The organism is Streptomyces sp. JH002 (assembly GCF_050916115.1).
Lineage (GTDB): Bacteria > Actinomycetota > Actinomycetes > Streptomycetales > Streptomycetaceae > Streptomyces > Streptomyces xiamenensis.
The window spans coordinates 320647-335648 of record NZ_CP087989.1 but is presented as its reverse complement, the minus strand read 5'-3'; the positions used below and the strand labels follow the sequence as shown (position 1 = coordinate 335648).

Here is a 15002-nt window from a genome sequence, read left to right as displayed (position 1 = left end):
CCGTCACCGCATCACGACACCCGAGGTGGTCACGAAATGGAAGAAAGCATCTTCGACCGGCTGATGAGCCTCACACCCGAGGAGCGTTCCCGGCTGGAGAGCCGTGACCCCTCGGCTGTCGATGGGGTGGGTGTGGTGTCGCGGGAGGGGGGTGTGGGGGTTTCTTTCGCGCAGGAGCGGTTGTGGTTTGTGTGGCGTTTGGCGCCGGGGAGTGCGGCTTATAACGTGCCGTTGTCGTATGTGGTGCGGGGGCGGCTGGATGTGGGGGCGTTGGGTCATGCGGTCGGGGATCTGGTGGGGCGGCATGAGGTGTTGCGGTCGGTTTTCCGTGAGGTGGATGGGCGGGTGGTGGCGGTTGCGGGTGAGGGTTGGGGTGGCGGGGTCGAGGTAGTGGAGGTTGGGGGTGGTGTGGATGAGGCTCGCCGGTTGGCGGTGGAGTTCGGTCGGGAGCCTTTTGATTTGAGTGAGGGCCCTTTGCTCCGGGTGCGGGTTTTCCGGTGTGGTGAGGATCTGTCGGTGTTGTCGGTGGTGGCGCACCATATTGTGGTGGATGAGTGGTCATTGGAGATTCTTGAGCGTGAGCTGGGCTTGTTTTATTCGGCTGCGTTGGAGAGTCGGGGGGCGGGTCTTCCGTCGTTGGGTGTGCAGTATGCGGATTTTGCTTCGTGGCAGCGGGCGGAGTTCGAGTCGGGTGGTGGTGGAGGGCTTGAGTTCTGGCGTTCGGTGCTGGCGGGGAGTGAGCCGGAGCTTCTGGCAGTCGATCGGCCTCGTGGTGAGGTGATGTCGTTTCACGGGGACCGGGTGATGGTGCGGGTTCCGGTGGGGGTGTCGCGTGATCTGGAGAAGGTTGCGGCACGGTGTGGGGCGACGCGGTTCATGGTGTTGGTGGCGGCGTTCTCGGTGGTGTTGTCGCGGGTTTCGGGGCGTGGGGATGTGGTGTTGGGGACTGCTGTTTCGGGGCGTGAGCGTCCGGAGACGGCGGGTCTCCTCGGGTTCTTCGTGAATACGCTGGTATTGCGGGTTCCCGTTGATCGGGATCTTTCGTTCTTGGGGTTGGTAAATGAGGTTCGGGATGTTGTTCTGAGTGCGTTCGAGCATCAGGATGTTCCGTTCGAGCGGGTGGTGCGTGAGCTTGCTCCGCGGCGTGATGCCGCGCGGAATCCGTTGTTTCAGGTGATGTTGACGTATGCCTATGACCGTCCGGAGGACGCGCCGAGGCTTTCGCTGGCCGGTGCGGGGGTGGAGCCGCAGCCGACCGAGACGGACAGCGCACATTTCGATCTGACGCTCGGGATCGAAGAAGGGGCCGGCGGCATGCTGTTCTCCCTCGAATACAACCGTGATCTTTTCGCTCCGGAGACGATCCAGGCCCTCGCCTGCACCCTCACCGACACCCTCCACCACATCACCGGTCACCCTGATGACGCCCTGGTGAGCCTGATGGGTGCCGCCTCGGAGAACAACACCCCGGCAGTCGCTCCCCGGTCGGCTGCGGACGGGGCACAGGTCGCGGCCGACGGGCAGGATGAGCCACCGCGCACCGCCCTCGAACGCCAACTGGCCGAGATCTGGGAAACCGTCCTCGGCGACCGTGAGATCTCACGGGACGCCGACTTCTTCGCTCTCGGCGGCCACTCCCTGCTGGCCACCAGGCTGATTTTCCGGATCAGTGAGGAGATTGGCGTCCGACTCCCGCTGCACGCCGTTTTCACCCACCCCACTCTCGCCGCCCAGGCCGATCTGGTGACTGCTTCCATCCGGGCGGATTCCGTGGCGGATGGGGTGGGTGTGGTGTCGCGGGAGGGGGGTGTGGGGGTTTCTTTCGCGCAGGAGCGGTTGTGGTTTGTGTGGCGTTTGGCGCCGGGGAGTGCGGCTTATAACGTGCCGTTGTCGTATGTGGTGCGGGGGCGGCTGGATGTGGGGGCGTTGGGTCATGCGGTCGGGGATCTGGTGGGGCGGCATGAGGTGTTGCGGTCGGTTTTCCGTGAGGTGGATGGGCGGGTGGTGGCGGTTGCGGGTGAGGGTTGGGGTGGCGGGGTCGAGGTAGTGGAGGTTGGGGGTGGTGTGGATGAGGCTCGCCGGTTGGCGGTGGAGTTCGGTCGGGAGCCTTTTGATTTGAGTGAGGGCCCTTTGCTCCGGGTGCGGGTTTTCCGGTGTGGTGAGGATCTGTCGGTGTTGTCGGTGGTGGCGCACCATATTGTGGTGGATGAGTGGTCATTGGAGATTCTTGAGCGTGAGCTGGGCTTGTTTTATTCGGCTGCGTTGGAGAGTCGGGGGGCGGGTCTTCCGTCGTTGGGTGTGCAGTATGCGGATTTTGCTTCGTGGCAGCGGGCGGAGTTCGAGTCGGGTGGTGGTGGAGGGCTTGAGTTCTGGCGTTCGGTGCTGGCGGGGAGTGAGCCGGAGCTTCTGGCAGTCGATCGGCCTCGTGGTGAGGTGATGTCGTTTCACGGGGACCGGGTGATGGTGCGGGTTCCGGTGGGGGTGTCGCGTGATCTGGAGAAGGTTGCGGCACGGTGTGGGGCGACGCGGTTCATGGTGTTGGTGGCGGCGTTCTCGGTGGTGTTGTCGCGGGTTTCGGGGCGTGGGGATGTGGTGTTGGGGACTGCTGTTTCGGGGCGTGAGCGTCCGGAGACGGCGGGTCTCCTCGGGTTCTTCGTGAATACGCTGGTATTGCGGGTTCCCGTTGATCGGGATCTTTCGTTCTTGGGGTTGGTAAATGAGGTTCGGGATGTTGTTCTGAGTGCGTTCGAGCATCAGGATGTTCCGTTCGAGCGGGTGGTGCGTGAGCTTGCTCCGCGGCGTGATGCCGCGCGGAATCCGTTGTTTCAGGTGATGTTGACGTATGCCTATGACCGTCCGGAGGACGCGCCGAGGCTTTCGCTGGCCGGTGCGGGGGTGGAGCCGCAGCCGACCGAGACGGACAGCGCACATTTCGATCTGACGCTCGGGATCGAAGAAGGGGCCGGCGGCATGCTGTTCTCCCTCGAATACAACCGTGATCTTTTCGCTCCGGAGACGATCCAGGCCCTCGCCTGCACCCTCACCGACACCCTCCACCACATCACCGGAGATCCGGATACACCGGTCCACGCGCTGACCCGCATATCCGAGGCGGAACGCCGGACCCTCGCGAGCTGGAACGACACCTCGGTCCAGGTGCCTTCGCGCACCTTCCCCGAGCTCTTCGCGGAACAAGTAGCACGGACCCCCGGGGCGATCGCGCTGGAACACCGGTCCCGCACCCTGAGCTACCGGGAGCTGGACGCCCGGGCCTCCCGTACCGGAGAGCACCTGCGCGCCCTGGGCGCGGGGCCGGAGAGCACGGTGGTTATCTGCCTGCCGCCGGGCCCCGACCTGGTGGCCGCGCTGCTCGGTACCTGGAAGACCGGCGCAGCCTTCGTCCCCATCTCCCCGGCCTGGCCCGCTGAACGCGTGCGGCACGTGATCGAGGAGGCCCGCCCGGTGGCCGCCGTTGTCACCGCCGAGACCGAGGACCTGCTGACCGCCGTCTGCGGTCCGCCACCGCTCCGGATGGACCGGCCGTCCCCCGCGCGACCCGCCCCACCCGCCACCGGGCACCCCGCGGCGCACCGCGCGCCCGCCCCCGGCTCACTCGCCTACATCCTCTACACCTCCGGCTCCACCGGCCGCCCCAAAGGCGTCATGATCGAGCACCGGAGCCTGACCAACCACCTGTACGGTCAGACGTTCCGTGCCTACGAGGAACTGGAGGCCCGCACGGCACGGCCACTGCGCGTGGGCCTTAGTGCCTCGGTCGTCTTCGACGTGTACATCAACCAGCTGGCGCTGCTCCTGCGCGGGCACACTCTGGTGCTGCCGGACGAGGAAGACAGCGGCTGGACCGAGCAGCTGCTGCGGGCGGCCGACGGCGACACCGCCCTGGACGCCATCGACTGCGCCACCGTACAGCTCGATCTGCTGGTCGGAGCGGGACTGCTGGAGTGCGCCCGCCCGCCCTGGCTGATCACCTTCGGCGGAGAACGCTGCTCACTGGCGCTCTGGCAGCGGTTGGACTCCTACGTTCGGTCCGCGCCGCCGGGCGAGCGTTCCGTCCAGACCGTCTACGGCGCCACGGAGTGCGCCATCGACTCGACGATGGTGGCCGTCGGAGCGACTCCGGCGCCCAGCATCGGTGTCCCGCAGGGCAACACCCGGATCCACGTCCTGGACGACGGCCTGGACCCCGTGCCCGTCGGAGCCGTCGGCGAGCTGTACATCTCCGGCGAGGGCGTCGGGCGTGGCTATCTGGGCCAGCCGCGCCTGACGGCCGCCGCCTACCTGCCTGATCCCTTCGCCACCGAGCCCGGACGGCGCATGTACCGCACCGGCGATCTCGGCCGGTACCGCCACGACGGTGTGCTGGAGTTCGCCGGGCGGCGCGACGGGCAGGTGAAGATCCTCGGTGAGCGGGTCGAGCCGGAAGAGGTGGAAGCCGTGCTCCTGGGCCAGCCCGCGGTACGGTCCGGTGCGGTCGTGGTCCACGAGAGCGACGGCGACGGCCAGCTGGTGGCCTACGTGGTACCGGCCGGCGCGCCGGACGAGCCCTTCGACGCGGAGGACCTGCTCAACAGGCTCGCCGCGCGCCTGCCCGCGCACATGCTGCCGGCCGCCGTGCTGCCCGTTCCGGCCCTCCCGGTGACAGCCAACGGAAAGACCGACCGCCGCCGGCTGCTGGCCGAGCACCCACCCGGCGCGCACCCGGCCCCGGGAGGGGACACCGGCACCCGCCGCCCCGGGACCGCGGTCGAACGGCTCATCGCCCGCATCTGGCGGGAAGAACTGGGCGTCGGCGAGCCGGACAGCCGGGCCGACTTCTTCGCGCTCGGTGGGAACTCGGTGCTGGCGGTCTTCGTCATGACCGAACTCAACAACGCCCTCGGTATCCAGTTGCCCCTGGCCGCACTCCTCACCGAGCCGTCGATCGCGTCGCTGGCCGTCCGCGCGGAGGACGAACTCCGCCGCACCGCGGGAGAGCGGCCCGAGTCCACCTCCGTGGTGCCCCTGACCGCCGACGAGGGACACCCCGTCGTGGTGCTGCTCCACCCCGTGGGAGGCACGGCGTTCTGCTACCAGCCGCTGGCGGAGGAACTCGCCGGCGACGTGGCCGTCCTGGGAGTCCAGTGGGACTTCGCGGCCGGCACCCCCAGCGGCGACCTGCGCGAACTGGCCCAACGCTACGCCCGGGACCTGCGGCAGGCGGCGGGCGGGGACCGGCCGCTGTATCTGGCCGGCTGGTCGCTGGGCGGTGTACTGGCTCACGCCGTGGCATGCGAACTCCGGGAAGCCGGCGCCGAGGTCGCCGGACTCGTCCTCATCGACTCCGACCTCAGCGAGGCCGGGGCACGCACCGGCGACCTGGCGACCGATGTCCCGGTACTGGCGGAACTGCGGGACGCAGTGGAAGCGGGTCACATCGACGCGGTCACCATCGGCCGGATACCCGGCATCGACGGACTTCTGCGCCGGCACGGCACCAGCAGGTCCGAGATCGCCGCGCTGGACCCCGAGGCACTGCGCGGGGTCGTCTCCTGCTGGTGCGCCATGATCGAGGGTCTCCTCACCCACCGCCCCAAGGTGTTCGAGGGGGACACCACCCTCCTGCTGTCCGATCAGCACTCCGCGGAGGTGGCCCGCGTCGTGCGCGACAGCTGGCCGCCCGCCGTCTCGGGGCGCTTCTCGACCGTCCCGGTCCACGGGGAGCACTTCGAACTGCTCGAACGCACGCATGTGCCCGCCGTCGCACATCACCTGCGGCGCATCACCGGCTCGTCCTGATCCGACCACTGAGGAGCGGCTGCCCCATGCCCACCATCGAATTCCACGGCTACCGCGCCGAGGCGGAAAGACCCCTGGCCGAGGAGGTACGGAACCGGCTCGCGCCCCTGCCCTTCGCCCCGGACATCGTCCTGTCGCTCGGCACCCGGGAGGTGGTCGAGGACCTCTCCGGCCGGCCCCGTCCCTTCCTGAGGGTGCTGACCCGCTCCGTCGAGCGGGCTTCCCACCTGCTCCAAGAACTGCGCCCGATCGCCGATGTCGAGATCGTCCTGATCAACTTCTTCGAGAGGAAGCCTTCATGACCTCCGACCCCGCCTTCCCCGATGGCTTCGAGCGTCGGCTGGTCGACGCGCTCCAGCCCGTGCGCTACTCGGTGGTGGCCAACGCCCTGTACGCCCTCATGCGCACCGGCGTCCACGCCGACCTTCTGCGGAGCCCCGCCACGGTGGAGGACCTCGCCGCAGGCAACGGGCTCGACGCCCGGCGGCTGGACGGTCTGCTGATCTATCTGCGCAACGAGGGCTACGTCGCCAGGAGGAGCGGCGGACGCTTCGCCCTCACCCCGGCCGGCCGGGAGCTGGAGGACTTCGAACCCTGGTACACCTTGCTGGTCGGCGGCTACGCGCAGACGTTCGCCCAGCTCTCGGAGACACTCAGGGAAGGAGCCCACTTCGCCGGACGCGACAGCGCCGAGGTGGGACGGGGAAGCTGCGGCATCAGCCGGTACGACGCCATCCCCCTGGTGCGTGCGCTGCTCTCCGACGCGCGGGTCCGGCCGGACCGGCTGATCGACCTCGGGTGCGGCAACGGGGACTTCCTGCTCGCCCTGCTCGCCGAGTTCCCGGCCGCGGCCGGCATCGGCGTCGATCCCGACGCAGGGAACACCACGGCCGCCGTACAACTGGCCGAGGCCGCCGGCATGTCCGCGCGCACGGACTTCGTGACGGCCACCGGCACGGAGTACATGGCGGGGTTCGACGAGCCGGACCACGGCGGCGACTGCTACGTGGCGTCCTTCGTGCTCCAGGAGATCCTCCAGCAGGACGGCGAAGAAGCCCTGGTCGTCATGCTCAAGACCCTCTTCGAGCGGGCCCCCGGGGCGCGGCTCGCGGTGGTCGAGGTGGACCACCGGCCCGAGGACTCGGCCGTCATGCAGCACGGGCTGGCGAACGCCTACTACAACCCGTACTACCTCATCCACCGCGTCACCGAACAGCGCCTGGAGACGAAGGAGTTCTGGCAGGACCTCTTCCGCCGTGCCGGAGTGCGCACCGCCTCCTGGCGCACCGCCGACCCGGCGGTGGACTCGACCGGCCTGGCCTTCGGCTGCCTCCTGGAGGCGGACCGGTGATCGGTACGGCGGACACGGGGAACACGTCGGTGGCGGCGAGCCTGACGCCGCTCCAGCGGCGGCTGGCCGAGGTCGCGGCCCACCCGGAACACAGCTGGACCATGCTGCTGGAGAACGTACCGGTGTGGCCCACCCGGCCCCCCGTCGACGATCTCGGCCGGGCGGCGGAGACCGCGGCCCTGTACTACCCCGGTAGCTTCGGCGACCCCGAACTGCTCACCGCCCTCGCCTACCGGGAACGCACCGCAGGCCGGCTCGCCGTGGCCGAGGACCATCTCCTCGTCACCCACGGCGGTCTGCACGCGGCGGGCCTGGTTTTCCGCGAGCTGAGCGCACGCGGTGTGCGACGCCTGGTCTGTCAGACGCCGCTGCTGGGCAGCATCGCCGACCTAGCGCTGGCTTCCGGGCTCGACGTCAAGCCGGTGAGCACCGAACTCCTCATCGGTGACGACGGCCCCCGGGCGGTCGCCGAGGCGCTGCTGCCCAGCACCAGTGCCGTGTACCTGAACAGCCCGCACAACCCCACCGGCCACGTGCTGGCCGCCGACCGGATCGCGGAACTGCTCGCCCTGGCCGAGGAGCGCGGCTGCCATCTCGTACTCGACGCCGTCTACGATGACTTCGACTTCACCGCCGCGGTGCCGGCCGGCGCGCCGCTGGAGCCGTCCCCCTCGCTCGTCGTCCTCAACTCCTTCTCCAAGAACTACGGCGCCCCCGGCCTCCGGATCGGCTGGCTGTGCGCCGACCCGGTGCTGCTGGCTCGGCTCGCCGTCCGGCTGGAGTACGAGGTCATCGCCGTGTCGGGCCCCGGCCAGCGGCTCGCCACCCGGCTGCTCGCGCACGGCAACGAGGGGCTGCGGCAGACCGTGCGGGACGGACGCGCGGCGGTCGCCCGCTGGTGGGAAGAACTGACCGGCGGCCGACTGGCCGGGTTCTCCGGCGGCACCCAGGCCTGGCTTCCGCTGCCCGGGGTCACCGACGACGAACTGTTCGCCGACCGCCTCATGCGCGACCACGGCATCGTCGCCGTCACCTCCCACAGCTACGTGGGGGACCGGGGAGCTCACCTCCGCCTGCCCGTCGGACTGCCGCTCCCGGTGCTCGAACCGGCCCTGCACCGGCTGGGCCGGGCCCTGCGCGCCACCTACAGCCTTCTTCCGAGTGACGACCAAGGAGTGTGACCATGCTGGTGCTCGGCTACAGCGGGCTGGACGGTTCCGCTGCGTACAAACGATCGATCCTTCCGCCCGGTGACCCGCGCCTGCTCCGCATGCGGCAGGGACTGGACTCGGCGGCCGTCCTGGTCCGCGGCACCGAGGTACTCGCCGCCGCCGCACAGGAACGGTTCGACGGGGACAAGGGAACCGGCGCTTTCCCCGCCGACGCGATGGAGGCGTGCCTGCGCGCGAGCGGCGCCGGTTGGCGCGACCTCGACGCCGTCGCGCACTCCTTTGCCTACCTGCCCTCGCCGCTATGGCAGCTCGACACGTTCACGACCGGATGGTGGGAACAGGTTTACCGGCCCGAGCGCCAGAGCGAGCTGCTCGCCGGCCTCCGGCGCGGCGACGCCGCCGGCCCACCGCGCCTGGTGACGGTGCCGCACCACCGCGCCCATGCCGCCAGTGCCTACTACCTCAGCGGCTTCGACGACGCGCTGGTGCTCGTGGCCGACGCCCTCGGAGAACACGACGCCATCACGCTCTACGAGGGTCGTGGCGCCGAACTCACCCAGGAGCGCGCCCACCCCGTCGGCAGTTCCCTGGGGCTGCTCTACGGGCTGGTCACCCACTATCTCGGCTTCCTGATGAACATGGACGAGTACAAGGTCATGGGCCTTGCCCCCTACGGGGACCCCGCCCGGTTCCGAGAGACCTTCCGGCAGCTCGTGCGTCTCGGGGACGACGGTGCCGTGTCCGTCCCCGTACTCGGGGCCGACCGTACGCCCCTCGAACGGGAGACCCACCGCGGGGTGGTGCTGGCACTCGAAGAAGCGCTCGGCCCGGCCCGCGAACCCGAGGACGGACTGAACCAGCGCCACATGGACGTGGCCGCCGCCCTGCAACAGCGCCTGGAGGAGGCCCTGCTGCACATACTGCGCGCCGCCCGCCGCAGAACAGGGCTGCGGCGGCTGTGCATGGCCGGAGGCGTCGCACTGAACTGCTCCGCCAACGGCGTGCTCCTGCGCGAAGGACTCTTCGACGACATCTTCGTGCAGCCCGCCGCCGGCGACGACGGCAGCGCCCTGGGCGCCGCGCTCTCTGTCGCGCGCGACGCCCGGCCGCACCCCCCCGTCCGGATGACGATGCCCTTCTGGGGCCAGGAGTTCACCGACGCCGAGATCCGCGCGGCACTGGACCGGCTCCCCGAGGGCTGCACCGTCGTACGCCGTTCCCGGGCCGAACTGATCCGGGACACCGTCGACCTCGTCCGCGCTGGCAACGTGGTGGCGCTCTTCCAGGGCCCGATGGAGTTCGGCCCGCGAGCCCTCGGCAACCGCAGCATCCTCGCCGACCCGACCCGGGCGACCATGCGCGCCCACCTCAACACCGTCGTCAAACAGCGCGAGGAATTCCGCCCGTTCGCCCCCATAGTGACCGCCGAGACCGCCGACACGTACTTCGACACCGCCGGTAAGCCGCACGTCTTCCACCACATGCTCTTCGTCACCGACGTCCGCCCTCCCTACCGCGAGAAGCTCCCGGCCGTCACCCACGTGGACGGCTCGGCCCGGGTCCAGGTGGTGGAGCGGGAGACGGCACCGCTGCTGTGGGACCTGCTCGCCGAGACCGGCCGCCGGACCGGAGTCCCCGTCCTCGTCAACACCTCCTTCAACCTGCGCGGCCAGCCCATCGTCCGCACCCCGCTGGAGGCCGTCGAGACGCTGGCCCGCTCCACCATCGACGCCTTGGTGATCGGCGACCACGTGGTGACCCGCGATCAGCCGACCGCGGCCGTAGCGCTCGACGAGACGGGGGAACGCCATGGCTGACCCGGCGTGGGACGGCGAACGCGACAAGGCGCTGGCCCTGGTCCTCGACCTGTGGCGGGAGGCGCTTGGCACCCCGGGCGAGCCGGGCGACGACTTCTTCGAAGAGGGCGGCAACTCCGTCCTGGCGGTGGAGACCGTAATGCGCCTCCAGGAACTCACCGGCGCCGAACTGCCGCCGGACGCCGTCCACCTCCACCGCACCCCCGAGCGCCTCGCGGCCCTGCTCGCTGGCGACGCCGGCGGCGACCGGGCCCCCATCGGGGTCGAAGAGCGACTGCTGGTCGCCGAACGGCTCCATCCGGACACCCCGCTGTACTCGGTGCCGGTGCGCTACCGCATCACAGGGCAGCCCGACCTGGCCGCCCTGCGCACCGCACTGCGCGTGCTCACCGACGCGCACCCGGCGCTGCGCAGCCGCTTCACCCCCGAAGGCCGGGTCGTCACCGAGCCCGCGGCAGAATGGCCGGTGCGCGTCGTCCTGGCGAACGCCGATGGCGAGGACTGCGCCCCGGAGATCGTGCGGCGCACCCTCGCCCAGGAGACCGGTCGGCCGATCCCGCACGACGAGGCCCCGCTCGCCCGCGCCTGCGTCATCCGCGAGTCCGCCGAATCCTGGACGCTGCTGCTGAACCTGCACCACCTGGTCGCCGACGGGATCTCGCTCGACTTGATTGACGCCGGGCTGCAGGAAGCCTACGCGCGGGCCACCGGCCGGCCGGCCTCCGCGCCCCCGCGCCCCCGCACCGGTATGCGGTTGCCCGACGCCGGCCCAGCCGGCCTGTCCTTCTGGACCGGCCTGCTGGCGGGCGTGCCGCAGCCGCTTGCTCTGCCGCACGACCGGGCCCGCCCCGCAGTGCGGTCCGTCGCCGGGGCGGTGGACGAAAGGCGGCTCGACGGCCGGCTGGAGCAGGAACTCGCCCGGTTCTCGCGCGACTGGTCCCTCGGGGAACACACCGTGCTGCTCGCCGCCCTGGCGGCTTGGGCGAGCACGGAGACGGGGCCCGACACGGTCATCGCCGTCCCACTGGCCGGCCGGCGCCCGGAGGACGAAGGGACGGTCGGCATGTTCGTCAACACCGTTCCGCTGCGATTCCGCACCGACGGCGCGACCCGCTTCACCGACCTGTGCACCGAGGCCAGTACGCTGACCGCCCGCGCGCTCGCCCACCAGACCGTCCCGCTCCAGGAGATCGTCGCCGCCCTCGGCCTCAGTGGCGAGACCGGCTTCACCCCCCTGACCCAGCTCGCTTTCTCCCACGTGGACCACCGTCGCTGGCGGTGGTTCGCCGGACAAGGGCCGGCCGATCGTGAGGTGCTGACCACGGGCACCGCCAAGTTCGAATTGCTGTGGACCGTGACCCGCCACCCGGCGCACTCGGTGGCACAACTGGAGTACTCCACGGATCTGTTCACTCCCGAGCGCGCTGCGCGGGTGCACGAAGGTCTGCTCGGTGCCCTGGAACGGCTGCTGGCCCGCCCCGACCTGCCGATCCCCGAGGCCCTGGGGAGCGGCGGCGCGGAGGGAAACACCGTCCGCGCGGGCACCTCGCTCCCGGCGGCGCCCCCGGGCGAGACCGTCCACGAGCGGGTGCTGCACCACGCGGCCGCGACACCCGACGCCGTCGCCGTGCGCGCCGACCGGCACCTTACCTACCGCGAACTCGGACAGGCGTCCTCCGCGCTCGCCGCCCGGCTTCTGTCGGCAGGGGTGCGCCCCGGTGATCGGGTGGCGGTCGTGGCACCCCGCGGCGCCGCCGCCGTCGCCGCGTTCCTCGCGGTCCTGCGTACCGGCGCCGCGTACGTGCCGGTCGATGTCGGTCAGCCGGAAGAACGGAGCCGGACGATCCTGGCCGACTGTGCTGTTCGGCACGCCTTGGTGGATCCCGGCTGCCACGCTCACGTGGGATCCGGCGTCACGCCGGTGCCGCTGCCGCCGGATGTCACGGGCGCGGACGAGGGGGAGTTCACCGGGCCCCGGGTGACACCAGAGCACGTGGCCTACGTGATGTACACCTCGGGATCCACCGGCCGCCCCAAGGGGGTGATGATCCCGCACCGGGCGATCAACCGGCTGGTGCCCTCTTCCGACTTCCACAGCTTCACGTCCGAGGACGTGGTTGCGCACGTCTCCAACATCGCCTTCGACGCGGCGACCTTCGAGATCTGGGGAGCCCTCACCTCGGGCGCGACGCTGGCGGTCCTTCCCCATGGGCCCGTTACACCCGCCGGGCTGCGCGACTTCCTGGCTGGACGGCGGGTGTCCGTCCTATTCATCACGGCGGCGATGCTCACCGTCACCGCCGAGCTGGAGCCGCGGGCGTTCTCGGGGCTGAGGACGCTGCTCTTCGGCGGGGAACAGCACTCCGTCAGCGCCCTGCGGACACTGTGGCCGCATCTACCGCGCGCCGTGAACGCCTACGGCCCTACGGAGAACACGACCTTCGGGGTCACCCACCCGCTCACCGAGGACGATCTGCGCCGCGGCCTGGTACCCATCGGCACGGCTCTCACCGGTGACCAGGCGCTCGTGCTCGACGAGGAGTTCTGTCCGCTCCCGCCGGGACGCACCGGCGAGCTGTACCTCAGCGGACCGGGCCTGGCCCACGGCTACTGGGCCGATCCGGCCAGGACGGCGGAACGGTTCCTGCCGCACCCGGGCCCGGACGCCCCCGCGGGCGCCCGCCTCTACCGGACGGGCGACCTGGCGCACCAGACGACGGAGGGCCACATCGTCTATGTGGGCCGGGCCGACCAGCAGATCAAGATCCGCGGTTTCCGGGTCGAGCCCGGGGAGGTGGAGTCGGTGCTCGACGCCCATCCCGGAGTGCGCGAGGGGGCGGTACTCGTCACGGGGGAGGAGGGCGAGCGGAAGATCGTCGCCGTGTACACCGGCCCCGCGGATCCGGCGGACGTACGCGGTCATCTCGCGCTGAAGCTGCCGTCCTACATGTTGCCGGCCCGCTGCCTCGTGCTGGGCGCCATGCCGCTCAACGCCAATGGGAAGACGGACCGGACGGCCCTGCGCGGGCGGGTGGCGGAACTGCTCGCGGCGGAGCGCGCCGCGGACACGGAGGGAGAGGCCGTCGCCAACGACATCCTGCGGTCCCTGGCCGCCATCTGGCGCGAGGTTCTCGGACCGGTCGAACTCGACGCCGCCAGCCACTTCTTCCGCGTCGGCGGGCACTCCATCCACGCCATGCGGGTGGTCGCGCTGATCCAACAGCGGTTCGGCGTGCGCGTGCACCTTGCCGCGTTCTTCGCGCACCCCACGCTGGGACAGATGGGAGCGTTTCTCTCCATCGCTCCGGAAAAGGAGACGGTATGACCACGACACCGGCCACGCCGGGCGCCCGGATCCCCGGCACGAGCACGCCTGCGGCGTTCTCGGCCATGGTCGCGCGGGACGCCTCCGCGCCGGCTGTCATCGGGCCGGACGGCACGATGAGTTACGGGCAACTGGCCGAGCGGGCCCGCCGGTACGGGGAGAGGCTCGCCTCGCTCGGCATTCGGCCAGGTGCCCGTGTCGCCCTGGAACTGCCCCGCGGTACCGCGTACATGGCCGCGCTGCTCGGCGCGTGGCATCACGGGGCGGTCGTGGTGCCCATCGATTCCACTCTGCCCGCAGCTCGCTGTGCCGACATGCTCCGGAGGTCCTGCTGCACGGCCCGGATCACTCAGGAGCGTCGGGGGGAGCCGCAGGTGGAGGCCATCGACCGGCAGGACGAGGAGAAGGCCACCGACGCGCCGCCGGATCCCGTCGATCCGACCGCGTACATCCTGTTCACCTCCGGCTCGACCGGCCGTCCCAAGGGGGTAGCCGTCGGGCACACCGCGTTGACCAATCTCGTCCGGCATTTCGCGGATTCCTTGCCTTGTGGGCCCGCGACACGGACGCTATGGCTCACGGCGACCACGTTCGACATCTCCCTGCTGGAGATTCTGCTGCCGCTGACGACCGGCGGGACGGTCTCCGTGCCCCCGGCCGACGCGGGCCCGAATCCGGCGGTGGCGGCCCGCTGGCTCGCCGAGCATCCCGTGTCCGTCATGCAGGCGACTCCCACCTGGTGGGGGATGGCGCTGCCCGTCCTGCGCGATCACCTCACCGATGTCGTCGTCCTGTCGTCGGGAGAAGCCCTTCCCAGCGAGTTGGCGCGTCAGCTGGCCGGTTCCGCCCGTGAGGTGTGGAACGTGTACGGCCCGACCGAGGCGACGATCCACGCGCTCACGTCCAGGCTGGCCGAGCCGGTCGCCGACCCGGTGCCCATCGGACGGCCCATTACGGGGATGCGCGCGGTTCTCGCCCGGGAGACACCACTGGGCGAGCGGGTGGAGCACCCCGACGAACTCCTCTTGAGCGGAGTCGGCCTGGCCCAGGGGTATGTCGGTGATCCGGAGACGACCGACGCCGCTTTCCTGCTGGATGACGCCGGCGTTCGCCACTACCGCACGGGAGACCTGTGCGTGCGGCGAGAGGACGGTACATTCGGTTACCTGGGCAGGAAGGACCACCAGGTAAAAATTCTCGGGCACCGGGTCGAACTGGAGGAGATCGAACGGGCCGCCGAGAACGGGACCGGTGTGAACCGCGCGATCGCCTGTGTCCTCACCCGGAGCGGCCGCAACGTCGCCATCGATCTCGCGATCGTGCCGGACGCAGGGCCCGCACCGTCCGAGAGAGACGTCAAGCGGCACCTCGCGGGCCTGCTGCCGTCCCATATGATCCCGCGCCGGGTCGTTCCGCTGGACCATCTGCCCAGGACCGCGAGTGGCAAGGCCGACCGGACTGCCGTCGCCCGGCTTGTACGGGAACGGATCGTCGGCTGACACCCGAACCATCCCCGGTCCGGCGTCCGGCCGGACCACCAC

7 protein-coding genes are annotated in these 15002 nt (G+C 70.4%); all 7 read left to right on the top strand.

Annotated elements, in window-relative coordinates; translation table 11 throughout:
• Positions 1 to 36 precede the first annotated feature (36 nt).
• Genes H7827_RS01380 through H7827_RS01350 form a run of 7 tightly spaced genes read left to right on the top strand, consistent with a single transcriptional unit; the run spans position 37 to position 14960 of the window.
• Positions 37 to 5796, top strand: coding sequence for an amino acid adenylation domain-containing protein (locus H7827_RS01380; protein WP_432741953.1), 5760 nt, complete (start codon positions 37 to 39; stop codon positions 5794 to 5796).
• A 26-nt stretch (positions 5797 to 5822) separates the two neighbouring features.
• Positions 5823 to 6098, top strand: coding sequence for a hypothetical protein (locus H7827_RS01375; protein WP_432741951.1), 276 nt, complete (start codon positions 5823 to 5825; stop codon positions 6096 to 6098).
• The gene (locus H7827_RS01370) at positions 6095 to 7147 is read left to right on the top strand and encodes a 2-ketoarginine methyltransferase (RefSeq protein ID WP_432741949.1); all 1053 of its coding nucleotides are present in this window, start codon (positions 6095 to 6097) and stop codon (positions 7145 to 7147) included. Before H7827_RS01375 ends, H7827_RS01370 begins: the two co-directional genes overlap by 4 nt.
• Positions 7144 to 8328: an aminotransferase class I/II-fold pyridoxal phosphate-dependent enzyme gene (locus tag H7827_RS01365; RefSeq protein WP_432741947.1), complete on the top strand. Its 1185-nt coding sequence runs from the start codon at positions 7144 to 7146 to the stop codon at positions 8326 to 8328. Before H7827_RS01370 ends, H7827_RS01365 begins: the two co-directional genes overlap by 4 nt.
• Before the next feature lie 2 nt (positions 8329 to 8330).
• Positions 8331 to 10136, top strand: a complete 1806-nt coding sequence (locus H7827_RS01360) for a carbamoyltransferase family protein (protein ID WP_432741945.1) — start codon at positions 8331 to 8333, stop codon at positions 10134 to 10136.
• Positions 10129 to 13461: an amino acid adenylation domain-containing protein gene (locus H7827_RS01355; protein WP_432741943.1), complete on the top strand. Its 3333-nt coding sequence runs from the start codon at positions 10129 to 10131 to the stop codon at positions 13459 to 13461. Before H7827_RS01360 ends, H7827_RS01355 begins: the two co-directional genes overlap by 8 nt.
• The gene (locus H7827_RS01350; RefSeq protein ID WP_432741941.1) at positions 13458 to 14960 is read left to right on the top strand and encodes an amino acid adenylation domain-containing protein; all 1503 of its coding nucleotides are present in this window, start codon (positions 13458 to 13460) and stop codon (positions 14958 to 14960) included. Before H7827_RS01355 ends, H7827_RS01350 begins: the two co-directional genes overlap by 4 nt.
• Positions 14961 to 15002 lie beyond the last annotated feature (42 nt).

Coding starts and splice junctions, on each gene's coding strand:
- H7827_RS01370 (WP_432741949.1), top strand. CDS start 6,095: ATGACCTCCGACCCCGCCTTCCCCGATGGCTTCGAGCGTCGGCTGGTC.
- H7827_RS01380 (WP_432741953.1), top strand. CDS start 37: ATGGAAGAAAGCATCTTCGACCGGCTGATGAGCCTCACACCCGAGGAG.
- H7827_RS01360 (WP_432741945.1), top strand. CDS start 8,331: ATGCTGGTGCTCGGCTACAGCGGGCTGGACGGTTCCGCTGCGTACAAA.
- H7827_RS01375 (WP_432741951.1), top strand. CDS start 5,823: ATGCCCACCATCGAATTCCACGGCTACCGCGCCGAGGCGGAAAGACCC.
- H7827_RS01350 (WP_432741941.1), top strand. CDS start 13,458: ATGACCACGACACCGGCCACGCCGGGCGCCCGGATCCCCGGCACGAGC.
- H7827_RS01355 (WP_432741943.1), top strand. CDS start 10,129: ATGGCTGACCCGGCGTGGGACGGCGAACGCGACAAGGCGCTGGCCCTG.